A 23,845-nucleotide genomic window follows, 5' to 3' on the forward strand; every position below is an offset into this window, starting at 1 on the left:
GTGACCACAGCGATTGATCAACGGATCGCGGAGGAACTGGGAGTACGGTCGGGGCAGGTGGCCGCCGCCGTCGAGCTGCTCGATGGCGGTGCGACGGTGCCGTTCATCGCCCGGTACCGCAAGGAAGCCACCGGGATGCTCGACGACGCGCAGCTGCGCACCCTGGAGGAGCGGCTGCGCTACCTGCGGGAGCTGGAGGAGCGCCGGGGCGCGATCCTGGAGGCGATCCGCAGCCAGGGCAAGCTCGACGACGCGCTGACCGCACAGATCATGGCGGCCGACTCGAAGGCCCGGCTGGAGGACATCTACCTGCCGTACAAGCCGAAGCGGCGGACCAAGGCGCAGATCGCCCGGGAGGCCGGGCTGGAGCCGCTGGCCGAGACGCTGCTCGCCGACCCGGCCCAGGATCCACGGACGGTCGCCGCCGGCTTCGTCGACGCCGACAAGGGAGTCGCCGACGCCACGGCCGCGCTGGACGGTGCGCGGGCGATCCTGGTGGAACGCTTCGCCGAGGACGCCGACCTGATCGGCGAGCTGCGGGAGCGGATGTGGTCGCGGGGCCGGCTCACCTCCCGGGTACGCGAGGGCCGGCAGACCGAGGGCGCCAAGTTCGCCGACTACTTCGACTTCGCCGAGCCGTTCACGAAGCTGCCGTCGCACCGGGTGCTGGCGATGTTGCGCGGCGAGAAGGAGCAGGTCCTGGACCTGACGATGGAGCCGGAGGAGGTGCCGGCCGACGCCGTCGCCGGGCCGAGCAGCTACGAGCCGATCATCGCCGGCCGGTTCGGCATCAGCGACCAGGGGCGCCCGGCGGACAAGTGGCTGGCCGACACGGTGCGCTGGGCCTGGCGCACCCGGATCCTCATCCACCTCGGCGCGGACCTGCGGATGCGGTTGTGGCAGGCGGCCGAGGACGAGGCGGTCCGGGTGTTCGCCGCCAATCTGCGCGACCTGCTGCTCGCCGCACCGGCCGGCAGCAGGACCACGATGGGGCTGGACCCGGGGATCCGGACCGGGGTGAAGGTGGCGGTGGTGGACGCCACCGGCAAGGTGGTGGCCACCGAGACGGTCTACCCGCACGAGCCCCGCCGGCAGTGGGACGCCTCGATCGACACGCTCGCGAAGCTGGCCGCCGCGCACCGGGTCGAGCTGGTCGCGATCGGCAACGGCACCGCGTCCCGGGAGACCGACAAGCTGGTCGCCGACCTGATGGCCCGCCACGGCGAGCTGAAGTTGACCAAGGTGATGGTCTCCGAGGCCGGCGCGTCGGTCTACTCGGCCTCGGCGTACGCCTCGCAGGAGCTGCCGGACCTGGACGTGTCGCTACGCGGCGCGGTCTCCATCGCCCGGCGCCTGCAGGACCCGCTCGCCGAACTGGTCAAGATCGACCCTCGGTCGATCGGGGTCGGGCAGTACCAGCACGACATCTCCGAGACGAAGCTGTCCCGGTCGCTCGACGCCGTCGTGGAGGACTGCGTCAACGGAGTCGGGGTGGACGTCAACACCGCATCGGCTCCGCTGCTGACCAGGGTCTCCGGCATCGGTGCCGGGCTGGCCGAGAACATCGTGCTGCACCGTGACAGCCATGGGCCGTTCCGGTCCCGGGAGGCGTTGAGGTCGGTGGCCCGGCTCGGCCCGAAGGCGTTCGAGCAGTGTGCCGGCTTCCTGCGGATCCGCGACGGCGACGACCCGCTGGACTCGTCCAGCGTGCACCCGGAGGCGTACCCGGTGGTCCGCCGGATCCTCGCCGACACCGGCAGCGACCTGCGCACGTTGATCGGCGACACGAAGACACTGCGCCGGATCAAGCCGGAGCGCTTCGTCGACGCCGTCTTCGGTCTGCCGACGGTCACCGACATCCTGGCGGAGTTGGAGAAGCCGGGCCGCGACCCTCGGCCGGCGTTCCGGACGGCGACCTTCGCCGACGGGGTGGAGACGCTCGCCGACCTTCGGACCGGCATGGTGCTGGAGGGGGTGGTGACGAACGTGGCCGCCTTCGGCGCGTTCGTCGACGTCGGGGTGCACCAGGACGGCCTGGTGCACGTGTCGGCGATGTCCAAGACGTTCGTGAAGGATCCGCGCGACGTGGCCAAGCCGGGTGACATCGTGCGGGTCAAGGTGCTCGAGGTGGACGTACCGCGCAAGCGGATCTCGTTGACCCTGCGGCTGGACGACGAGCCCGGTGCGGCCCGGACCCCGGGTCAGCGTGACGCCGGCGGCGGGCCCGGTCGCGGCGGTCAGCAGCGGTCGGCGGGGCGCGACGGCCAATCGGGCAAGGGCGGTGGCCAGAGTGGGGGCCACGGCGGCGGTCAGCGCGGCGGCCGATCCGGGGGCGGTGGTCGGTCGGGTTCCGGGGGCGGGCGGCCGGCCGGCGGCGGGTACGCCGACGGCGCCCTCGCCGATGCCCTGCGCCGGGCGGGACTGGCCTGACGACGTGCGGCGGGTGGGGTGGGCCGGTCGGCCCCACCCCACCCGCCGTCGGTCAGCGGTCGTCCGGCCTGGTTCAGATGTTGGACGAGTAGGTGAGGAAGAAGTCGTTCGGTGTCTGGGCTCCGGCGGCGTTGAAGCAGATCACGTTACGGACGAAGACCGTGGTGCCGGAGACCAGCCACGGTGCCTGCAGGTTGCAGTAGTCCGGTGTGGTACCGAACGCGGTGACCTGGACGGTGGTCATCCGGTAGCCGACCAGCGGCAGGGTCGCCATGTACTGCCCGACGCCGGAGACCATGATGGTGTTGACCCCGCCGGCCGAGTTGAAGTCGGTGCCACCCCCGAGCGCCGGGGACCACAGATAGGCGAAGTACCTCGGCGGGACGGCACCGAAGATCGGCCGCTGCCGGTGGTAGGTCAGGTTGAAGAAGCTGTCGGCCATCGCTCCGGCCGGGTCGAAACAGAAGACGTACGCCAGGATCGTGCCGCCGGTGGAGGTCCACCGGGCGATCTTGCAGCGCCGGGGGCTGTTCGGGTGCTCGGCGGTGGCCTGCAGGTTGCCGTCCAGCAGGGCGTTGCCGAGGCCGTTGAGCTTCACTTCGTAGAAGCCGGGGCCGAGGTGGGTGACCACGTTGCCGGCTCCGGCCGAGTTGTACGACGACATCAGCGCGCCGACCGGGTTGGCCTTGACGTAGCCGAACGCGGGCCCCGGTGGCAGGACGCCGGAGGCGGAGGTGTAGTCGACGACGAACCGGGCGTTGTCCGGGGCACCACCGGGCCGGTAGCACTGGACCTCGACCATCTGGCTGCTGCCGGAGGGGTAGGTCTGGAAGACCTGGCACCAGCGGGGCGCGTTGTCGACGGCGGTGACATGGGCGACGCCGTTGCGCGAGGCCGTGTTCGGGAAGTTCACCCGGTACCGTCCCACGCCGATCTGGTTCACGGTGGCCCACAGCGCCGGGGCGCCGGCCTTCCAGCCGCCCCACTGGCGGGTGGTGTCGAGGATGGTGCCGGGCGCCGGGGTGGGGGTCTGCAGGTAGGCGAACCCCCACCGGTCGGGTACGGCGGCCTGCGCCGGTGCGGCCCCGGCGAGCGCCGCGCCAGCGGCCAGCACGGCCGTGGCGAGCACGGCGACGCCTCGGGCGAGGATGCTCCGGCGCGGGTGCGCGCGACCGGTGCCGGATCGAGTGAGGACAGACACTGATCTACCTCCGTCTATGGAGTTAGGAATTCCATCAGCCTAATGAGCGCACAGCGTGTTCGTGAAGTCATTGACCGTGATCTGATTTGATGCGGCATCCGGTCCGTTCGACAATCCGGGAATCACCCGCCACCAACGACTTTTGCCTGATCCGTACCGGGAACTTTTACCTGATCCGTACCGGAAGCTGATGCCGCCGTGCCCCGACCCGACGATGATTGCCGGATGACCACCGCACCACCACCGGACCGTGGACTGGTGCTCGTCGTCGAGGACGAACAGCCGATCGCCGACCTGGTCCGGCTCTACCTCACCCGCGACGGCTACGGTGTCCACGCCTGCGCCGACGGCGACGCGGGTCTGGCCGCCGCCCGCCGGCTACGACCGGTGCTGGCCGTGCTCGACATCGGGCTGCCCGGGATCAGCGGCACCGAGATCTGCCGGCGACTGCGCGCCGACGACGACTGGACCCCGGTCGTCTTCCTCACTGCCCGCGACGACGAGGTCGACCGCGTCGTCGGGCTGGAGCTGGGCGCCGACGACTACGTCACCAAGCCGTTCAGCCCCCGCGAACTGCTCGCCCGGATCCGCGCGATCCGACGCCGCAGCCTCGGCCCGCCCGACACCGGGGTGGTGCACACCCTCGGCACCGTCACCGTCGACACGGCCCGACGCTCCGTCACCGCCGCCGGACGGCCCACTGTACTCACCTCGACCGAGTTCGACCTGCTGGCACACCTGATGCGCCGACCGGGCCGGGTCTTCACCCGCGAGGAGCTGCTCGCCTCCGTCTGGGGGTACGCCGCGCACGCCGGCACCCGGACCGTCGACGTCCACGTGGCTCAGATCCGCGCCAAACTGGGCGATGCCGCCGGTGTGATCCGCACCGTCCGGGGCGTCGGCTACACCGCCGATGGCTGAAGCCGGGACCGCCACCGTCCCACCGGTACGGCATCGGATCACCGGCACGCTCACCGCCCGTACCGTCGGGGTCGCCTGCGCCGTCGCCCTGCTGTCGGTGCTGGTCACCGCCGCCGTCGCGATCCCGCTCGGGGTGCGGGGTACCGAACGCGGCGCACGGGCCTCGCTGGCCGCCAGGGCCGACCTGGTCGCGGCGGCCGTCAGCGGGGCCTCGGACGACGCCCAGCGGGCCGCGCTGCTCGACCGGCTGGCCGGCGAACTGGCCGGACAGGGCATCGAGCTGGTCGGCATCGCGCCCGGTTCGGTGCCACGGCAACTGCCCGATTCGGTGCTCCGGCGGTTGGCCGCCGGTGAACCGGTGGCCGCCCGCCGGCCGGCCCGCATCGACGGCCGGCCCACTCTGTTGGAAGGTCGACCCACCGGCGGACAGACGGCGGTGGTGCTGCTGCAGCCACTGCGTCCCGGAGCCGGCAGACTGGTCTGGAGCAACCTGTGGCTGGCGCTGGTCGCCGGGCTCGGTGCCGGCCTGGTCGCCGGGGTGCTGCTGGCCGCCCGGCTGTCCCGACCGATCCGGGCCGCCGCCCACGCGGCGCAACGGCTGCGCACCGGCGACCGCACCGTCCGGGTTCCGGTCGAATCTCCGGTCGAGGCGGCGCAGCTGGCCCACGCCCTCAACGACCTGGCCGCCGCGCTGGCCGCCAGCGAGGCCCGGCAGCGTGACTTCCTGCTGTCCATCTCGCACGAGCTGCGGACCCCGTTGACCACCCTGCGCGGCTATGCCGAGGCGCTCGCCGACGGCGTCGTCGACGCCGACGCCACCGGACCCACCGGGCGGATCATGCTCGATGAGGCACACCGGCTGGACCGCCTCGTCGGCGATCTGCTGGCGCTGGCCCGGCTGGAGGCCGCCGACTTCACCATCGAGGTCGCCGACGTCGACCTCGGCACGCTGCTCGCCGACGCGGTCACCGCCTGGTCGCCCCGGTTCGCCGGCTCCGGGGTGACCGTGGCGCTGGCCGCTCCCCCTGCCCCGCTGCTGGTACGCACCGACCCCGGGCGGCTGCGGCAGGTCGTCGACATCCTGCTGGACAACGCGCTGCGGGTGGTGCCGGCGGGCGGCACGGTGCGGGTCGGCGTACCGTCGGATCCGCCGGCCACGGAGCCGGACACCGTCGCGGTGCAGGTGCACGACGACGGTCCCGGCTTCACCGACGACGACCTCGCGGTGATCTTCGAACGCGGCGCGCTGCACCGTCGCTACCGGGGTGAACGCTCGGTCGGCACCGGGATCGGACTGGCGCTGGCCGCCGGGTTGACCCAGCGCATCGGCGGCCGGATCACCGCCGGCCACTCCCCTGGCGGCGGTGCGGTGTTCACCGTGCTGCTGCCGCGCCGACCGGGCGGACCGGTGGCCCCGGGTGGCCTTACCTGATCCGAACGTCCGGCTCACCGGGTCTTCGTGGCCCTGGCCGACGCTGGTACGCATGAGACGTTCACTGCGTACCAGTGTCCTGACCGCGACGACCGCCGGTGCCGCCGCCGTGGTCCTCGCCGGCTGCGCGGCCGGCGGGCCGACCGGCACCGACGGCGGCACCGGCGAGCCGGTCAGCGTCGCGGCGCTGACCAGCGCCATCGACGACTACGACAGCTTCGCCGACTGGCGCGACGACTACCCGGGCCGGCGGGGTGGGCCGTGGGGCGGCCGGCACCCGTTCGCCGGTGGTGGCCCGCGCGGCGCGGCACTGCACGGCGAACTGACCGTGCAGACCGACGACGGACCGCATACGGTCGTCGGCCAACGCGGCACCGTCGAGTCGGTCGACGGCAACTCGCTGACCGTCGAGTCCACCGACGGTTTCACCCTCGACTGGACCTGCGCCGACGAGTGCCGGGTGGTCGACGACGGCGACGAGGTCGAGTTGGCGCAGCTCGACCTCGACGCCGAGGTCCGGGTCGTCGGCGTCCGCGACGGCGACGACGTGCTCGCCCGGATCGTGCGCCACCCGGGCAGCGACTGAGCCGTCGCCGAACCACCTCGAACGGTCAGGTGGCGTCGGTCCCGGCGTCGGGCGGGGTATCGAGGCGCAACGTCGGCCACCCCGACAGGTCGTCGAGCAACTGCCGGTCATGGGTGGCCACCACCACCGCTGCCGGGGTGGCCAGCAGGGCGGTGGTCAGCTCGTCGACCAGGACCGCCGACAGGTGGTTGGTCGGCTCGTCGAGGATGAGCAGGTTCGGTCGTTGCGCCAACCGCAACGCGAGGTCGAGCCGACGCTGCTGACCGTGGGACATCCGCCCGACCGGGGTGCCCGAGGCGGTCCGGTCGAGCAGGCCGGTGGGGTCGGCCGGCCAGGGCGGAACCTCCTGACCGAGGTAGGCGACCCGCGCCGGGGGGAGGTGCGTGACCGACCCGCCCGACGGGGCCAGGTGCGCGGCGAGAACGGCCAGCAGGGTCGACTTGCCCGCCCCGTTCGGCCCGGTGACGAGCAGCCGGTCGCCGCCGTCCAACTCGACGGTGACCGGCCGGGACAACCGTGCCGCCACGGTGACGTCGTGGCAGCGCAGCAGGGGCAGCCCGGGTCGGACGTCGAGGTGGTTGGTCGGCTCGTCCAGCATCAGCAGGTCGTAGTACGCACCCAGCACGCAGGCCAGCCGGACCCGGTAACGCTGGCCGACCGACAGCGTCGACAGCGGCCTGCTGCGGTCGGGGCAGGCGTCGAGCCCGGCCAGCGCCACGTCGACCCGACGGTGGGCGTCCCACGCGTCCAGGCGGGTGGCGGCGTCCAGCGCGGTGGCGTAGGCCTCGTCGGCGCCGGGGCGGCCCTGCGCGATCGCGGTCGAAGCCTCGTCGAGTGCCCGCAGCGCGCGCTGCGAGGCGCGGATCGCGCCCATGGTGAGGTCACCGACGGTCTCGCCAGCGTAGGCGGGAAGGGTCTGTCGGGCGACGCCGAAGGTGCCGACGCGCCGTACGGTGCCCTGGTCGGGTCGGATGATGCCGGCCAGTACGTGCAGCAACGTCGTCTTGCCACGGCCGTTCTCACCGACGATGGCCAGCCGCGACGTCGCGGAGACGACGACGCTGACGTCGGCCAGGACCGCCCGTCCGCCGAGTACGACGTGGAGTCCGTCGGCCCGAACGTGGGCCCGGTCACCGGCTGGCAGTCCACTACCCCAGCCGAGGTCGGATGCTGACGTCAGGTCGAATGGTGGGTTGTTCCCGGAGTTGTTCACTGTCTGCTCTCAGCTCGCCGTGGAGCCGGGCAGCGCGCAATCGCCGCCCGGCGGGAACGCCAGGGACGGCGGAGCAGAGTCAGGTCGCGGAAATGCTGGTCACCCTGCCGCCGTCAGCGGCGGCGGCGCAGCTTCCGCGACGCGGTACCTGAGTGCATGCGGCAACCGTAGCATCGCGGCTGGTCGGGCAGCTCCCGTCAGAGCCCTCGGGGGCAGTACTGCCGAAAACCGTTATTCCACAGGGGTATAATTATTCCTCAGAGGAATAACGCTGGATCGACATTTGCCCGCAGGGTCGATGACGGTGCGTAACGCACCGTTCGCACCGTTGGTCGGACCCGGGCATCGGCAAACCGGCACCGGTGATCCCCTACCGGGATCAGCATCCTGGTAGGGGATCACGCTGGACCGCAGCTGACAGTGGTCGGCCGGGCCCAGGATGGGTCGGTTATCCGGCGTACGTCTCGAACTCGGCGACCCGCGGGGTGCCGCTCGCGCCGGTGATCTCGAAGTTGATCTTCCTCAGCGAGGTCGGCGAGAACCGGATCACACCGGCCCCGCTTCCGGTGGCCAGGACTGCGCCGTTGTCGTTGTTGACGACCCGCCAGGAACCGATGTTGCCGGCGGCACCCGACGCCTCCCGGATGACGATCGCGGCGACCGTGGTCGCGGACCCCCACTTGACCGAGATCCGGCCGGTCGAGCCGTTCGGCGACCAGTAGCTGCCCAGGTCACCGTCGACCGCGTTGCCGTAGCTCGTGCCGCTGGCCTTGCTGGACCCGTCGGCACCGGCCCCGATGCTGAGGTTGGTCCCACCGGGCTGACCCGGTGCCGGCGTCGTCGGATTCGGCCCCGGGGTGGTCGGGTTCGGACCGGGCGTCGTCGGGTTCGGTGCCGGCGTCGTGGGCGCCGGGTTCTGCGGGGTGCAGCTGCCGTTGGACACCCGGTTGCCCTTGTTGGCACCGGCCAGCTGCCGGACCAGGTTCGGCACGCAGCTCGCCCCGTCCATCGGGTACGGATACGGGATGCTGACGCTGGTGTTGGACTGCGGATTCGGGCCGGCCGGGTTGGTGTCGCCGCCGCGCGACGACCAGGTCACGTTGTCGAAGATGTTCCCGCCGACCTGCCAGTAGCCGGCTTCACTGGTGTAGAAGGTGCCGAGGACGTCCTTGGAGTCCTCGAAGTAGTTGTTGTCCACCTTGGCGCGGGCCCCGGCACGGGAGTTGATCCCAGACTCGTTGAGGTTGACGTAGTAGTTGTTGTACATGTGCCCGATCCCCCCGCGCAGCAGCGGCGTGCGGGAGTCGATGTTCTCGTACAGGTTGTGGTGGTAGGTGACGAACCCGTTCGAGCGGTCGCTCTCACTGGAGCCCACCAGGCCGCCGCGGCCGGAGTTGCGCAGGATGCTGTAGGACAGGGTCACGTACTGCGTGTCGTTCTTCATGTCGAACAGGCCGTCGAAGCCCTCCGACTCCCCGCCCGATGCCTCCAGGGTGACGTGGTCGACCCAGACGTTGCGGACGGACGCCTCCATCCCGATGGCGTCCCCGCCGTTGGAGGTCGGCGAGCCGGACTTCTTGACGTTACGGACCGTCACGTTCTGGATGATGATGTTGCGGGCCTCGCGGATGTGGATGCCCACCTGGTCGAAGACCGCTCCGCTGCCGACCCCCACGATCGAGACGTTGCTGATCTGCTTGAGCTCGATCACCCCGTCGGCGGTGTTGCAGCTGTCGCCCGACACCTTGCTGGTGTTGCCGTGGTTGATGGTGCCCTGCACCTCGATGATGATCGGAGTGCTGCTGCTGGCCCGGTTGCACAGCGCCGCGTGCAGGGCGGTGCCGGTGCTGACCCGTACGGTCTGGCCACCCGCGCCACCGGTCGTGCCGCCGTTGCCGGTCGCGAAACCGGTGGCGCTGCCGGTGACCGAGGCCGATGCCTGGGGCGTCAGCAGGGCCACCCCGATCGTGGCGGCCACGGCTGTCGTGGCCGCTGCCGCGAGGAGTCTCAGTGCGACTGGTCGTCTCATGGTGCTTCACCTTCTCCTGGTGTCTCGCGGCGGGGCGACGTTGCCCGTCCCGCAGACCCGCCGTCAGCGATGTCCTTCGATCTGCCTCCCACCCGGCCCTGGTGCGAAACATCAACGAAACGCAATCGTAGGAAAGGGTTTTCCTCAGGGCAATAGCTGGCCATGTGCAGATTTGTTGCACCGAATCGCACGGGACGGACCGCGACCCGTTCTTCGTCTCGTTCGCGCTTTGACCCACGCACGTCACCATCGGACCGTCCGGTCAGGATTAGCCTGCGACGATGCGGGTGAGTGGGCACCCGGTGGCGGTCCGCGCGCCCCGGTTCGTGGGCCGGGCCGGCGAGACGGCCACGCTGGTCGGGGCACTGACCCGGCCCTCGACGCTGGTGCTGGTGCGGGGCGAGGCCGGCATCGGCAAGAGTCGCCTCGTCCGCGAGGCGTTGGCGGCGCTGCCGGCGCGCCGCGCCAGCACCCTGCTCGCGGTCTGTCCGCCGATGCGGGAGTCGCTGACCCTGGGCCCGATCGTCGACGGCCTGCGCGATGCCCGACACCGGTTGACCGGGGTACGGCTGAGCCCGCTGGCCGGCGCGCTGCGCCCACTCGTACCGGAATGGTCGGCCGAACTGCCGCCGGCCCCGGAGCCGACCGACGACGCCCGCGCCGCACGGCACCGGTTGTTCCGGGCCCTCGACGAGGTGATCGGCGCGCTCGGGGTCGACCTGCTCGTCGTGGAGGACGCGCACTGGGCCGACGAGGCCACCCTGGAGTTCCTGCTCCTTCTCGCCGCCCGCCCGCAGCCGGGCGGGCCGGGGCTGGTGGTCACCTACCGGCCCGAGGAGGTCGACGACCAGTCGCTGCTGCTGCGTCTGTCGACGCGGTCGTCGACCGCCGGCGCACCGGTCCGGATCACCCTGGCCCCGCTGGACGTGACCGACACGGCGGCGCTGGTGTCGTCGATGCTCGACGGCAACCCGATGTCGGCCGAGTTCGCCAGCTTTCTGCACCAGCGCACCAGCGGGGTGCCCCTGGTCGTCGAGGAGTCGGTGCGGCTGCTCTGCGACCGGGCGGACGTGGTCCACCGCGACGGGCGATGGGTCCGGTTGAGCCTGGACGAACTGCAGGTGCCGGAGTCGGTCCGCGACGCGACCCGGGAACGGGTCGGCCGGTTGACCCAGCCGGCCCAGCGGGTGCTGCGCGCTGCGGCGGTCCTGGCTGAGCCGTGCGACGAGGCCACCCTCGCGGCCACCGCCGGGCTGCTGCGGCGGGCCTGCCGGACCGCCTCGGCCGAGGCCGCAGCGGCTGGCCTGCTGCAGTGTGACGAAGGCGAGGACGGCCGGTGGTGGTTCCGCCACGCGCTCACCGCCACCGCGGTCTACGACGCCGTCCCCCGGGCCGAACGCCGCATCCTGCACCTGCGCGCCGCTCGGGCGGTCGAGGCACTCGACCCGCCGCCGGTCGCCCGGTTGGCCCGCCACTTCCGGGAGGCCGGCGAGACCGCCGACTGGGCCCGGTACGCCGAACGGACCGCCGAACGGATGATCGCCGCCGGGGACCACACCTCGGCCGTGGTCACCCTCGACGAGGTGCTGTCCACGGCCCGACTTCCCGCACCCGAGCAGGCCCGGATCGCCCGTACGGCAGCGGTGGCGGCGCTCGGCCGCCGGGAACCGGTCGACGACGTGTACCACCGGGTGGTCGGCACGCTGCGTACCGTGCTGGGCTCGGCCGGGCTGACCACCCGGCAGCAGGCCGACATCCGTAACCCGTTGGGTCGGCTACTGATCATCGGTGGTGAGGCGCAGGCCGCGCTGACCGAACTCGGCCGCGCCGTCGACCACCTCGACGATCCGTTGGAGGCGGCCCGGGCGATGACCTACCTGGGCTGGGCGTACGCCGGCCCGTGGCCGGCCGTCACCCACCTGCGCTGGCTACGCCGCGCCGCCGCGCTGATGCCCGACATCACCGCCGCCGCCGACCGGCTGTCGCTGACCGGCAACCGGGCGGCCGCACTGCTGATGCTCGGTGAACCCGAGGCATGGGACCTGGTGGCAGGGATACCCATCGATGGCGCGACCTCGGCCGAACGCCGGGACATCGCCCGGATCCACGCCAATGTCGGCACCGGCGCGCTGCTGTGGGGCCGGTACGCCGACGCGGCACGCCACCTGGGGGTCGCGATGGACCTCGCCGACGTCGAGCAGCTGAGCCGACTGCGCTACAACATCCTGATCGAACAGGCCAACCTGGACTGGTTCGCGGGGCGCTGGGACGGTCTGGCCCGCCGCGCCGGCGACCTCGCCGAGGCCGACCGGGACCGCCCCGGCGTGTATCTCGCCGGGGTCCGCCTGGCCGGCCGGCTGGCCGCCGCCCAGGGCCGGCGGCCCGCCGCCGAGCAGGATTTTCAGCTGGTGTTGGACGAGGCGACCGGGCGCGGCGCGGTGGACGACACGATGGAGCCGGCGGCGGCGCTGGCCCGACTGTGGCTCGACGACGGTCAGATCGACCGGGCGGCGCGGGTCACCGAAGCACCGATGGCGACCGTCGTCGCGAAGCGGGTCTGGGTGTGGGCCACCGATATCGCGCCTGCGCGGGTCGCGGCGCTGCTGGCCGCCGGCCGGCCGGGCCCGGCCGCCGAACTGGTCCGCCGGTTCGCCCGAGGGCTGGCCGGTCGCGACGCGCCCGGCCCGCAGGCCGCGCTTGCGACGTGCCGGGCGGCGCTGGCCGCCGCCGCCGGTGACCACGACCGGGCCGCAGCCGGTTTCGACCGGGCCGCCGGCGCCTGGACGGCCCTGCCCCGCCCGTACGACGCCCTGCTGGCCCGCGAACAACAGGCGGCGGCGCTGCTGGCAGCCGGTCGGACCGGGCCCGGCCGGGAGTTGCTGACGGAGGTCCACGCCGCGCTGTCCGACCTGGGTGCGAGCGGCGACGCCGACCGGGTGGCGACGCTGCTGCGCGCGCACGGCGGGCAGGTGCCACGCCGCTGGCGGGGCGGCCGCAAGGGGTACGGCGACCAGCTGTCCCCCCGCGAGCTGGACGTGGTCCGGTTGGTGGCGGCAGGACACACCAACCGGGAGATCGGCCGGATCCTGACCAAGTCTTCTGCCACAGTGGATCAGCAGTTGCGTTCCGCGATGCGCAAACTGTCGGTGTCCACCCGGACGGCACTGGCGGTCGCCGCGATGGAGGCGGGAGTTCTCTCGGCGGACAGCTGAAACCCGTCCGCAACACCACTGTCACCGGACGAGGCTGATCCACTGTGGCATCCAGGTTTTTTGACGTATCTGCTGGATAGCTAGCGTCCCGTCGGGTCAGCAGCATGACGGTATGCACATGCCGCCGGGCCGGCCCATCGATGCGCCGGGCCCCGATCATCCCGCCGCCGACGGACCTGGCGAGGCGGTGGCCGTACCGGCCGACACCGGAGACGACGCCGCCGCGCCGACCGACGGTCCGGCACCCGACGGCGCGGCGTTCGACAGCGACCGCCGCGACCCGTACCAACCCCTGTAAGGAGCGACCGCGCCAACCCCGCGTGGCCGATCCCACGGAAGGACATCGATGAGATCCATCGCACGAGCCCTGTCGCTGGTGCTGCTGGCCGGGGTGGCGCTGGTCGCGCCACTGCCGGCCACGGCGGCACCCCGACCCGGCCCGGAACCGGGCGACGCCCCGGCGCGCAGTGCCGCCGACAAGATTCAACCGGAGCTGGAGCGGTCGCTGCAGGCCACCGGCGGCACCGACCTGTGGATCCGGTTCACCGCCCAGGCCGACCTGTCGCAGGCCCGCCAGATCGACGACTGGACGGCCCGGGGCGAGGCGGTCGTGCGGGCGCTGCGGACCGCCGCCGCCACCAGCCAGACCAACGTACGGCACCTGCTCGACACCCAGGGTGTGACCTACCAGTCGTTCTGGGCGTCCAACGCGATCTACGTCCACGACGGTTCGGCGACGCTCGCCGGGCAGCTGGCGGCCCGCTCCGACGTCGAAGGGCTGTACCAGCCGGTCGAGTACCAGCTGATCGACCCGGCGCCGGGCACCCCCACCGCCGACGAGTCGACCCGCACCCCCACGGCGGACGAAGCCGTCGAGTGGGGTGTCGCCAACATCAACGCCGACGACGTGTGGGACCAGTACGGCACCAAGGGTGCCGGCATCACCGTCGCCAACCTCGACACCGGCGTGCAGTTCGACCACCCGGCGCTGGTCGCGAGCTACCGGGGCAACCTCGGTGACGGCACGTTCGACCACGACTACAACTGGTTCGACGCCGACGGCCGCTGCGCCGACGGGCCCTGTGACCGGGGCACCCACGGCACCCACACGATGGGCACCATGGTCGGCGACGGCGGCCCCGGCAACCGGATCGGGGTCGCCCCCGAGGCCACCTGGATCGCGGCGAACGGCTGCTGCCCGAGCGACGCCGCGCTGGTCTCCTCCGGTGAGTGGCTGCTCGCCCCGACCGACCTCGCCGGGCAGAACCCCGACGCGGGCCGACGGCCACACGTGATCAACAACTCGTGGGGCAGCCGGGCGCCGTCGATGGATCCGTTCATGGAGGACGTGATGACGGCGTGGGACGCCGCCGGCATCCTCGGCATCTGGTCCAACGGCAACAGTGGCTCGCTGGGCTGCCAGTCCAGCGGCTCCCCCGGTAGCCGCACGATCAACTACTCGGTCGGCGCGTACGACAGCGACAACCGGATCGCCGGCTTCTCCGGCCGAGGCCCCGGCCAGGACGGCGAGTTCAAGCCGAACATCGCCGCCCCCGGCGTCGCGGTGCGCTCCTCCGGGCCAGGCAGCAGCTACTACACCGACGACGGCACCTCGATGGCGTCGCCGCACGTCGCCGGCGCGGTGGCGCTGCTGTGGTCGGCGGCACCGTCGCTGATCGGCGACACCGACGCTACCCGCGAGTTGCTGGACCGGACGGCGATCGACACCGCCGACCCGCAGTGCGGCGGCACCGGCGCCGACAACAACGTCTTCGGCGAGGGCCGGCTCGACGCGTTGGCGCTGCTGGAAGCGGCACCGGTCGGCGACACCGGCACCCTGACCGGCACCGTCACCGACGCCGCCACCGGCAAGCCGATCGAGGGCGCCACCGTCACCATCGACACCGAGCCGGCCCGCGAGCGGGTCACCGGCGCGGACGGCTCCTACTCGGCCCGGCTGACCGTCGGCACCTACCCGGTGACCGTCACCGCGTTCGGCTACGCCCCGCAGACCGCCGAAGCGACGATCACCGCCGGTGGCGCGACCACCGTCGACGTGGCGCTGACCGCGCTGCCGACCATGACGCTCAGCGGTCTGGTCCGTGACGGCTCCGGCCACGGCTGGCCGCTGTACGCCAAGGTCACCGTCGACGGCACCCCGGTCGGCACCTTCACCAACCCGTTCACCGGCCGCTACCAGGTGACCCTGCCCGCGCACACGGGGTACACGCTGGTGGTGGAGCCGCAGTACGACGGCTACGGCATCGTCGAACAGGCGGTCGAGCTGCGCGGCGGCAACCGGACCGTGGACGTCGCCGCGACGGTCGAGCGGTGCGGGACCGCCCCGGGCTACGCGTTCTCCGCCGGCATCGGCATTCTCGGCGACGACGCCGGTCAGCTCGGCGACTACCTCGACGCGCAGGGCGTGCCGAGCACCGAGGTCGACTGGGACACCGACGTCACCGGCTACGACGCGATCATCGTCAACCAGCCGAGCAACCCGGGCCAGGAGACGTTCCTGCGGTTCCTGGCCGACACCGACGCGGCCGGCGTCGGTCTACTGTTCCTCGACACCTGGTCCAACACCGGCGGCAACGGCATCTACATGCTCAGCCAGTACACCGGCAACCCGGGTACCCGCAGCAGCGGCATCGTCTACGACACCGAGGGTGACCTGTCGTACCAGGTGATGCAGGAACACCCGGTGGTGGCCGGCTTCCCGCTCGGCGGGCGGATCGCCTTCGACGAGACGGACAACTACTCCAAGTACTACGGCTTCTTCGACGCTTACGGCGGTGACGGTCGGATGGTCATCGCCAACGCGGTCACCTCGGAGGCCGGCAGAGTCGGGGTCGGCATCGGCGTGCAGCAGCGGGCGAACAACCGACACGTGCTGCTGTCGATGCACGCGGCCAGCTACAACACCGGACCGGCGGTCTGGCACGACGACAGTGCCCGGGTGTTCCGCAACGCGGTCGACTGGATCGCCGAGACCGAGTTCGAGTGCCTCGTGGTCGACGGTGGCCTGGTCGCCGGCTTCGTGCGGGACGCCAACACCGGGGCCGGGCTGGTCGGTGCGCAGGTCACCCCGGTGGACCGGGTCGGCGCGGGCACCCGTACCGTCGCCACGCCGACGGACCCGGGGATCGACGACGGGTTCTACGCGCTGTTCTCCCCCGCCGGCCGGCACCGGATCACCGCTACGGCGAACCAGTACGCGCCGCTGACCCGGTGGGCCGACGTCGCCGAGGACTGGACCACCCGGCACAACTACAACCTGGCCGCCGGCCAGCTGACTGTCACCGGGGCACCGGTGACCGCGACGGTACCGCTGGGCGGCACGACCACGGCCCGCGTCACCGTCACCAACACCGGCGGCGCGCCGGCCGAGGTGGAGCTGGCCGAACGGGCCGACGACTTCGAGATCGCCCGCGCCGACGGCACCCGGGTCGGATCCCGGGCGCTCGCGTCGGCACCGGGCGCGCCGGTGCGCACCGTTCCGGTCGACGTACCGATCGAGCGGCTGTCCGGCGCGGACCCGGCTGCGGGGTTCGGGCCGACCGCCGCGCCGGCCCCGACGGGCGCTGCGGCCCCGGCCGCTGAACCGTGGCTGAACCTGCCGGGTCTGCCCCGCACAGTGATGGACAACAGCGCGGTCACCGTCGACGGCAAGGTGTACTCGTTCGGCGGCTCCAGCAGCTCGACGCTGGCGGAGGTGTACGTCTTCGACCCGGCCGCCCAGACCTGGACCCGGCTCGCCGACCTGCCCAACGGTCCCCGCAGCCAGGCCGCCGAAGGGGTGATCGACGGCAAGGTCTACCTGGTCAGCGGCTGGAGCGCGCTGAACACCGACACGCTGATCTTCGACCCGGCCACCGGTGCGTGGAGCACGGGCGCCGACGTGCCGGCCGCGTCGGCCGCCGCCGGATCGGCGGTGCTCGACGGCCAGCTGTACGTCATCGGCGGTTGCACGACGACCAGCTGCACGCCCAACAGCGACCAGGTGTTCCGCTACGACCCGCGCGGCGACACCTGGGAGACCGTGGCCCCGTACCCGGTGCCGATCGGCTGGCAGTCCTGCGGTGCGGTCGCCGGCCGGGTCATCTGCGCCGGTGGGCTGTCCAACAGCCAGCCGGTGACCGCCAGCTACTCCTACGACCCGACCGCCGACGCCTGGACACCGGTGGCGGACCTGCCGGTGAACCTGTGGGGCTCGGCGTACCACAGCGCCGACAACCAGCTGCTGGTCTCCGGCGGCGGCACCGGCCTTGCGGCGATCACCAACCAGGGGTACGCCTACGACCCGGTGACCGACGCGTGGTCGAGCCTGCCGGCGGCGAACAGTCCCGGTTTCCGGCCGGGTAGCGCCTGCGGGTTCTACCGGGTCGGCGGCTCGTCGGTCGCCGGTTTCCAGCCGACGACGACCGTGGAACTGCTGCCCGGCTTCGACCAGTGCGGGTCGACGCAGGACACGGCGTGGTTGGCGGTGGATCCGGCTACCGCGACGATCGCCCCGGGCGAGAGCGTCACCGTGACGATGACGCTGACGGCCGAGGTGGCCCAGCCGGGCACCTACACCAGCAGCGTCGCCGTCTTCGAGGACACCCCGTACGCGGTCGACGCGGTGCCGGTGACGATGACGGTCACCCCACCGGACACCTGGGGCAAGATCACCGGTACGGTCTCCGCCGTCGGCTGCGACGGTGACCGGACCCCGATCACCGGGGCGACGGTGCAGCTGAGCACGTGGACGATGGAGCTGCCGCTGGCCACCGGCACCGACGGCGGCTACGCCCACTGGCTCGACCACCGGCACAATCCGGTCACGATGATCGTGGCCAAGGACGGCTACATGCCGCAGACCCGCCAGACCCAGATCACCGCCGGTGGCGTACGGGTCGAGGACTGGGCGCTGCGTCAGATGTGTGGCCGATCGGCCGGAGCGCTGGAGACCAGCTGACGCGCTGGTCACCAGCTGATCCGTGACCGGCTCACCGGTCGGTGACCCGTCGACGGTGAGCCACCTGGAGCGTACGCCCCGAGGAGACCCCTCGGGGCGTACGCCGTTGGACGGTCGGATCAGCTCACGGCGCAGGTCACGGAGACTCCGGTGGCACCGACGCCGGAGGCGAGGAAGCCGAAGCTCGCCGTACCGCCGGGCGGCAGGCTACCGTTCCAGCTCGCGTTGCGGGCGGTGGCGGTCGTGCCGGTCTGGGTGACGGTGGCGTTCCACGCCTGGCCGACCTGCTGGCCCCCGCCGAGGGTGAGCGTCGCGGTCCACGCCGACGTCGCCGCCGGGCCGGTGTTGCGCACGGTCACCTCACCTTGGAAGCCGCCGTTCCACTGGCTGGCCACCCGGTAGGTGGCCGTGCAGTTTCCGCCGGCCGGCGGCGTCGTGGTCGGGGCGACCGTCGGCGTCGGGGTGACAGGTGGTGGGCCGGTCGTGCTTGGCGTCGGGCTCGGAGTGCCGGTCACGCTCGGTGTCGGTGTCGGTGTCGGCGTGCCGAGAAGTCGCGCGATCGCCGGTGCGAACCGGTCGGCCATCTTGCGGAACCCGGCGTCGTTGGGGTGTACGCCGTCGCCGGTGTCGGTCGCGGCGTCGAAGCCGGTCCACTGGTCCACCACGGCGACCGGTGACCGGGCCGTCGTCAGGCCGGCGGCCCAGCCGACGATGCGGTTGTTCAGCGTGACCGTGTCGGCCGGGCAGGTGGCGCAGCCGTGGTGCGGAATGATCTGCGCGACCAGGAGCTTCATGTCCGGATTGTGCGCCCGCATCTGCCCGACCAGTGTGGTGAAGGCGGCCATGATGGTGTCCATCGACTGCCAGCCGCCCCACAGGTCGTTCGTCCCCAGGTGCATCACCACGACGTCCGGGCGTGCGGCGGTCAGCCACGGCGGCAGCTGGTTGTTGTTGGCGATGCCGACCGCGGAGAAGCCGCCGTGCCCCTCGTGGTCGGGGTCGTACGGGAAGCCGTAGTTGCAGCTGCCGCCGTCGGAGGCGCTGCCGACGAAGTCGATGTCGGTGTGCCCGGCGCGGCGCAGCTGGTCCCAGACCAGGGCCCGCCAGCAGCCGGGGCCGGCGGTGATGGAGTCGCCGAGCGGCATGATCCGCACCGGGGTGGCGGCCGAGGCGGCGGGCGCCGCCAGCGGCACCGCCAGGCCGAGGGCCATGGCGAGGGCGGCGAGCACCGTGTACACAGTGGTTCTTCGTGACATGGTCGATCCTTCCGAGGTCACACCGGTGCCGGGCGGCCGTGCAACGGTGGCCGCGCGGCCCCGGTGACGGGGACCGCCGATGGGAGCGCACCCTCAGCTTTGTTTAGGATCCCTACTAAGTCAACGACCGGTCCTGGTCGGTGACCCGAAAGCCCACGCCGGCGTCCCAGATGCGGGCGACATCCGCCTCGGTGACTCCGTACCCGGTGAACCGCTCCACCGCGACAAGTCCCTTCTCGACCCGGTCGCGGGGCACGTCGAAGTCGAGGCCGGCGATCGTCTCGGCGACGACCGGGGCGACCTCGGTGTCACCCCACGGCTCGAACGACTCGATCAGCTCACCCCGCTCGGCGAAGGACAACCGGGTCACCGCGTTGACGTTCCAGAACATGCTCGCCGCCCGGCCCCGGGCCGACGCCGTGCACAGCACCGACCCGTGGGTGCCCTCGTACCCGTTGACCTCCACCACGATCACCGCGCCGCCGGTGTCACGCACGGTCACCCAGGGATCGAGGCGACCCCCGCCGTACATCTGCTGCTCGATCTCGTCGATCGCCGTGGGTCGGGCCGGATCGGCCCCGAAGGCCCGCAGTACGTCGTCTACGGTGACGCCGGTGGCCACCGTCACGGTGCCGGCGACGGACAGCGGACCGCGCCGCACCCAGCGGTACGCGTGCTCCGGGCGGGGCTGCCGCACCGGCTCCGGCTCGCCGCGCAGCCGGTGACCCAGTCGATCGGTCCGCAGGTGCACGACATCCGGGGTGGGCGGTGCCGGCCACACCATCAGTTCGTAGCGTTCGAACTCGTTGTCGCCGTCGTCGCGCCCCTGAGCATGCACCCGCAGCCGGTAGTCGCCGGGCCACGGCGCGGTCCGGTTACGCCGTCGCTGCCGCCACGGACCGCCGCCCACGTCGGTCGCTCCGACCAGCGACGCCCGACCCTGCGCCGCCCGCCAACTGACCTCGACGACCTCCTCCCAGCCGGACAGCGACACCTCCTCCGGTGGCTGCGCCAACACCGCGAACTCCACCGAGACGACCCCGTTCGTGGCACCGGTACGGACCACGGCACCACCGTCGACGACCGCGACCAGCCCGTTGCCGGCGAACGCGTCGTCGGTCACCACAGGCAGGACGGGTCGCTGCCCTTCCCGCAACGCGAATCGTTGACCGGTCACCTCGACCCGCTCGAAGCTGCGCATCGGCGCGAACTCGTCGCGGATCCGGGCGAGCAGCGCGTCGGCGTACCCGGGCGGCATCGGTGCCCGCCGCAGAATCTCCACGGCCACCCCGAGCCCCAGCCCGACCGTCGCCACCGCCCGGTCGACGATCGGCGGAATCCGGGCCTGGTCGACGACGGCGACGGCGGTCGCCACCGCCAGCGCGAGATGTCCGGCCCCGTGTCGCGCCACCATCGCCGCCTCCCGTGCGGTGCCCGACCCCGCACTGTCGGCTCCGGACCCGTCGACGTCGACGTCGGACCCGTTGTCGGCACCCGGCGAGACCGCCAGCAGCGGCGCGACGTGCGGGTGGGCCGCGAGTCGCCGGGTCAGTGTCTCGACCAGGTCGACGATGCCGGGGCGCAGCCGCTCCAGCAGCGTCACCGCCGACAGCGCCTCGCCGTCGTGCCCGGTCGTGGCGAACAGGAACTGACCTTTGGTCGGGGGCGGGGGCAGCAGCTGCGACAGGTCCGGCACCCCGGAAAGGGTGAGATCGGCGACCGTCAGCTCCAACGCACCGAGCAGCCGTTCGGTCGACAGGTGTCCCAGGCCGCGTAGCGCCACCAGCGCGGCCGGATCGACCGACCCGCCGGGAACGGTGGGATGTGCGGCGGCGGCGGGCCCGGTAGACCCCCAGGCGTCCCGGCCGGCCGTGATCTCGTCGTCGGGCACGGCCAACCGGCCCAGCCGGGCGGCCGGGCCCGCCGGAATCCGGCCGGCGATCAGCGGTACGGCATCCCGCACCGCCCGCGCACACTCCGCCACCAACACATCCGACAACTCGTTCATGCGCAACTCCCCCGCCGCGTCGGCACCGCACAGCACATCGCCGGGAGGCTAATGAGCGGGTCTGACAGGAACACGCACCAGCTCGCCCGTGACGCTCCACTTGGCGACGGGGTTGTGTCCGCTGGCTAACGTGGACCGGGAACGGCTCGTCAGCCGTCCTCGACGCGTTTCACGTCGCTGCCGGCCCTACCCCGCGACACAACCCGGCCGGGAGGATCGCGTGATGTTCACGCAACGACAGATCCACAAGCTCGTCGACAAGGGTGACCAGGCACGGGCGGGCGGTGATCTCGCCGAGGCCGCCCACTCCTACCAGGACGCCTGTCAGCTGGCTGGGGCGGCTGCCGCGCAGGACCCGTCCGCTGTCGATCACCAGGAGCTGCTCGGCCGCATCCAGTTGGCGCTCGGCGACGTGCAGCATCGGCGGGGCGACAACCGGGCCGCGGTGGACACGTTGACGGCAGCCGAGTCCACTTGGGAGATGGTCGCCGAGCTACGCGGCGCATCGGCCGGTGACGGGATGATGCAGATCCGGGATATCGCCGTCGACGGACTACCCGGCTCGTCCGGGGGTCCCGTGACCGAACGGATCCTCGCCGACGTCGCGATCATCAGGGCCCGCGCACACGCCGAGCTGGGCCACCCGTTCTCCGGCCTCGTCGACGCCCAGCAGGCGCTGTACACGTACGTCGTGCACGCACAGTCCGCCGATCCGCCGTCCGACTTCGACCAGGCGCTGACCGCCACCGGAGCCGGGTACGTCCAGATGAAGGTCGGCGGCGATCCGGAGATCGTGGCCGCTGCCGCCGGGTACGCGGTGTCCCGGTACGCACAGAGTCTCGCAACCGTGCAGCCCTGGCAGCGCGAGGCGGCCTGGACAAAGCACTGGGACGAGTTCCGGCTGGCGGTCGACGTCGCGTACATCGCGTACCGGGCGCTCGGCCAGCACGACCTCGCCGAGGCGGTCCGCCGTCTCGTCGATCCCGACCACTCGGGCCGGCCCGATGCCTGGGAGGACGCCATCGACCAGCTGCGACAGCGGCCGACCCTACCGGCGGTGCTCGCCGAGCTGGCCCCGGACCTCAAGGCCCGGCTGCCCGGCCTGGCCGCAGCGAGCCTGCCGCTCGTCCCGCTGCTGCGGGTACGGCTGGCGCAGGCACCGGACGTGGCGGTCCAGCTGGCCCGGCTCAGTGAGGCGGCGCTCGATCGGGGCGATCCGCGGTCCGGCATGCGGCTGGCCCTGGACGCGCACGTGCTGTTCGCCGGCACGTCCCAGCTCGGGACGGCCCAGCTGCGCTACCAGTTCCACCGGTACGGGCCGGCCTGGTGCCGGGTGCTGTACCGGGCGGGCCGGCAGTGGCACGATGACGGTCAGTCTGAGGTAGCCGTCGACGCCGCCAACTGGCTGACCGGGTTGGTCAGCAGCCTGTTCCCGCACGCGATCGTCGATGCCGGGATCCGTTCGCTGCTGCGCGACTGCCTGCGTTGGCAGCGTGAGCTCTACAGCGGTCTCGGTGACACCCAGGCGGTCGCCGACGTCACGCGCGCCGAGGAGACCCTGGCGACCCTCGGCGGTACGGCCGCCGGCTGACGTCGCCCGGCAGCTACCGTTCGTAGTGGTAGCTGCAGGCGACGATCTCGACGTCTTCCTTGGTTGGATCGACGAGCTGCTGCTCCTGCAGAGGTACCGAAATTGTGCCTGAATCGGCGTTTCGCTCATGCCCGACGGTGGGATCGGTCGCCCAACGCGTCGGCGATCATGCGGTGGCCCTGGGCTTCGAACCGCTCGTCGCCCACCCGGTAGGCCCACGCGGCGGTGCCGATCGCCTCCCGGACCTGGGTGCGGTGCCATGCGTCGGCCGTACGCGGATCGGTGCCGTAGCCGTCGAGGAACGCCGCTTCGAGGGCCGGCGTACGGCGGAAGTCGTTGACGCCCAGCCGGGCGAGGTCGGTGTACGCGGGCCGCAGCGCCGCGCGGCCGAAGTCGATGACGCTGATCACGCCACCGTCGACGAGCCAGTTGCGCGGATGCCAGTCGCCGTGGGTGGGCACCAGGGTCACCGACGGCGTCGGCCAGCTGGCGATCTCGGCGCGCAACCGCCGTACCGTGTCGTCGTCGATCCGGTGCGGGCCGGCGAGCCAGGACAGGGACTTGGCGTTCTCCCGCCGCTCGTGGTCGACGTCGGTGACGGCAATCTGGGCGTGCAGCATCGCCAGTAATTCGCCGGCCTGCCGGTGGATGTCCGGGTCGTCGGCGTGCCCGCTGCCGAGCGCCAGATCACCCGGCAGGAACCGGGTGATCAACAGCTTCGCCTCGGCGCTGCCGTACACCAACGTCGGGGCGCGGCCGATCCTGGTCCACGGGCGCAGCCAGTGCCGGTGGGCGTGCAACTCGCGGGCGAGGTGATGGTCGTCGTGGCCGCCGGCCTTGACGATGAACCGCGACCCGGCATGCGTCACCCCCAGGACGGTGGTCGCCACCAGGCCCCAGCTGTGGTCCCGCTCGACGCTCACGCCGGGCAGCCAGCGGTCCAACAACGACCGCTGCTGCCCGGTGAGCGTGCCGAGCGCCGGGTCCACAGCCCCGGATTCTACGG

The 23,845-nt window shown here is 72.2% G+C and carries 14 protein-coding genes; 8 read left to right on the top strand and 6 right to left on the bottom strand.

Going from position 1 to position 23,845, the window contains the following annotated elements; all coding sequences use genetic code 11:
* Entirely contained in the window at nucleotides 1-2,430 is a 2,430-nt protein-coding gene (locus ACN28F_RS03725; protein ID WP_289206717.1) for a Tex family protein, read from the top strand.
* A 73-nt stretch (nucleotides 2,431-2,503) separates the two neighbouring features.
* On the opposite strand, the gene ACN28F_RS03730 is transcribed toward ACN28F_RS03725, so the two are convergent.
* A complete protein-coding gene (locus tag ACN28F_RS03730) occupies nucleotides 2,504-3,631 on the bottom strand; it encodes a hypothetical protein (RefSeq protein ID WP_421357001.1) in 1,128 nt (375 codons plus the stop codon).
* Between the two features lie 225 nt (nucleotides 3,632-3,856).
* Here ACN28F_RS03730 and ACN28F_RS03735 point away from each other — a divergent pair, with 225 nt between their 5' ends.
* The 3 genes from ACN28F_RS03735 to ACN28F_RS03745 are packed head-to-tail and all read left to right on the top strand — an operon-like array spanning nucleotide 3,857 to nucleotide 6,570.
* Nucleotides 3,857-4,552 carry a response regulator gene (locus ACN28F_RS03735; protein WP_421357002.1) on the top strand — a complete coding sequence of 232 codons (696 nt, stop codon included), beginning with the start codon at nucleotides 3,857-3,859 and terminating at the stop codon, nucleotides 4,550-4,552.
* Nucleotides 4,545-5,984, top strand: a complete 1,440-nt coding sequence (locus ACN28F_RS03740; protein ID WP_421357003.1) for a HAMP domain-containing sensor histidine kinase — start codon at nucleotides 4,545-4,547, stop codon at nucleotides 5,982-5,984. Before ACN28F_RS03735 ends, ACN28F_RS03740 begins: the two co-directional genes overlap by 8 nt.
* A 52-nt stretch (nucleotides 5,985-6,036) precedes the next feature.
* The gene (locus ACN28F_RS03745) at nucleotides 6,037-6,570 is read left to right on the top strand and encodes a hypothetical protein (protein WP_421357004.1); all 534 of its coding nucleotides are present in this window, start codon (nucleotides 6,037-6,039) and stop codon (nucleotides 6,568-6,570) included.
* A 25-nt stretch (nucleotides 6,571-6,595) separates the two neighbouring features.
* On the opposite strand, the gene ACN28F_RS03750 is transcribed toward ACN28F_RS03745, so the two are convergent.
* Entirely contained in the window at nucleotides 6,596-7,783 is a 1,188-nt protein-coding gene (locus ACN28F_RS03750; protein ID WP_289206722.1) for an ATP-binding cassette domain-containing protein, read from the bottom strand.
* Between the two features lie 448 nt (nucleotides 7,784-8,231).
* A complete protein-coding gene (locus tag ACN28F_RS03755) occupies nucleotides 8,232-9,812 on the bottom strand; it encodes a pectate lyase family protein (RefSeq protein WP_289206723.1) in 1,581 nt (526 codons plus the stop codon).
* A gap of 281 nt (nucleotides 9,813-10,093) precedes the next feature.
* On the opposite strand from ACN28F_RS03755, the gene ACN28F_RS03760 reads away from it, so the two are divergent.
* The 3 genes from ACN28F_RS03760 to ACN28F_RS03770 all read left to right on the top strand — a co-directional run bounded on the left by ACN28F_RS03760 (nucleotide 10,094) and on the right by ACN28F_RS03770 (nucleotide 17,984).
* Nucleotides 10,094-13,024, top strand: a complete 2,931-nt coding sequence (locus tag ACN28F_RS03760) for an AAA family ATPase (RefSeq protein WP_421357005.1) — start codon at nucleotides 10,094-10,096, stop codon at nucleotides 13,022-13,024.
* A gap of 112 nt (nucleotides 13,025-13,136) precedes the next feature.
* Nucleotides 13,137-13,322 carry a hypothetical protein gene (locus ACN28F_RS03765; protein WP_289206725.1) on the top strand — a complete coding sequence of 62 codons (186 nt, stop codon included), beginning with the start codon at nucleotides 13,137-13,139 and terminating at the stop codon, nucleotides 13,320-13,322.
* A 48-nt stretch (nucleotides 13,323-13,370) separates the two neighbouring features.
* The gene (locus ACN28F_RS03770) at nucleotides 13,371-17,984 is read left to right on the top strand and encodes a S8 family serine peptidase (RefSeq protein WP_421357007.1); all 4,614 of its coding nucleotides are present in this window, start codon (nucleotides 13,371-13,373) and stop codon (nucleotides 17,982-17,984) included.
* Nucleotides 17,985-18,103: 119 nt separating this feature from the next.
* Here the strand turns inward: ACN28F_RS03770 and ACN28F_RS03775 are convergent, their stop codons facing one another.
* On the bottom strand, nucleotides 18,104-19,240 hold the full coding sequence (locus tag ACN28F_RS03775; RefSeq protein WP_289206727.1) for a cellulose binding domain-containing protein: 1,137 nt from the start codon (nucleotides 19,238-19,240) through the stop codon (nucleotides 18,104-18,106).
* 115 nt (nucleotides 19,241-19,355) lie between these two features.
* Nucleotides 19,356-21,248 carry a DUF6461 domain-containing protein gene (locus tag ACN28F_RS03780; RefSeq protein WP_421357008.1) on the bottom strand — a complete coding sequence of 631 codons (1,893 nt, stop codon included), beginning with the start codon at nucleotides 21,246-21,248 and terminating at the stop codon, nucleotides 19,356-19,358.
* Nucleotides 21,249-21,471: 223 nt separating this feature from the next.
* Between ACN28F_RS03780 and ACN28F_RS03785 the strand changes: the two genes are divergently transcribed.
* The gene (locus ACN28F_RS03785) at nucleotides 21,472-22,839 is read left to right on the top strand and encodes a hypothetical protein (protein ID WP_421357009.1); all 1,368 of its coding nucleotides are present in this window, start codon (nucleotides 21,472-21,474) and stop codon (nucleotides 22,837-22,839) included.
* 125 nt (nucleotides 22,840-22,964) lie between these two features.
* Here ACN28F_RS03785 and ACN28F_RS03790 read toward each other — a convergent pair whose 3' ends face one another.
* Nucleotides 22,965-23,828 carry a phosphotransferase gene (locus ACN28F_RS03790; RefSeq protein WP_421357010.1) on the bottom strand — a complete coding sequence of 288 codons (864 nt, stop codon included), beginning with the start codon at nucleotides 23,826-23,828 and terminating at the stop codon, nucleotides 22,965-22,967.
* Between the last annotated feature and the right edge of the window lie 17 nt (nucleotides 23,829-23,845).

This window comes from Solwaraspora sp. WMMA2101, from assembly GCF_049179175.1.
In the GTDB taxonomy this organism is placed as follows: Bacteria; Actinomycetota; Actinomycetes; order Mycobacteriales; family Micromonosporaceae; genus Micromonospora_E.

What these genes read in the sequence shown, in the direction of transcription:
- ACN28F_RS03740 (WP_421357003.1), top strand. Translation starts at nt 4,545, where the DNA reads ATGGCTGAAGCCGGGACCGCCACCGTCCCACCGGTACGGCATCGGATC.
- ACN28F_RS03765 (WP_289206725.1), top strand. Translation starts at nt 13,137, where the DNA reads ATGCACATGCCGCCGGGCCGGCCCATCGATGCGCCGGGCCCCGATCAT.
- ACN28F_RS03735 (WP_421357002.1), top strand. Translation starts at nt 3,857, where the DNA reads ATGACCACCGCACCACCACCGGACCGTGGACTGGTGCTCGTCGTCGAG.
- ACN28F_RS03760 (WP_421357005.1), top strand. Translation starts at nt 10,094, where the DNA reads ATGCGGGTGAGTGGGCACCCGGTGGCGGTCCGCGCGCCCCGGTTCGTG.
- ACN28F_RS03770 (WP_421357007.1), top strand. Translation starts at nt 13,371, where the DNA reads ATGAGATCCATCGCACGAGCCCTGTCGCTGGTGCTGCTGGCCGGGGTG.
- ACN28F_RS03780 (WP_421357008.1), bottom strand. Translation starts at nt 21,248, where the DNA reads ATGAACGAGTTGTCGGATGTGTTGGTGGCGGAGTGTGCGCGGGCGGTG.
- ACN28F_RS03755 (WP_289206723.1), bottom strand. Translation starts at nt 9,812, where the DNA reads ATGAGACGACCAGTCGCACTGAGACTCCTCGCGGCAGCGGCCACGACA.
- ACN28F_RS03745 (WP_421357004.1), top strand. Translation starts at nt 6,037, where the DNA reads ATGAGACGTTCACTGCGTACCAGTGTCCTGACCGCGACGACCGCCGGT.
- ACN28F_RS03775 (WP_289206727.1), bottom strand. Translation starts at nt 19,240, where the DNA reads ATGTCACGAAGAACCACTGTGTACACGGTGCTCGCCGCCCTCGCCATG.
- ACN28F_RS03785 (WP_421357009.1), top strand. Translation starts at nt 21,472, where the DNA reads ATGTTCACGCAACGACAGATCCACAAGCTCGTCGACAAGGGTGACCAG.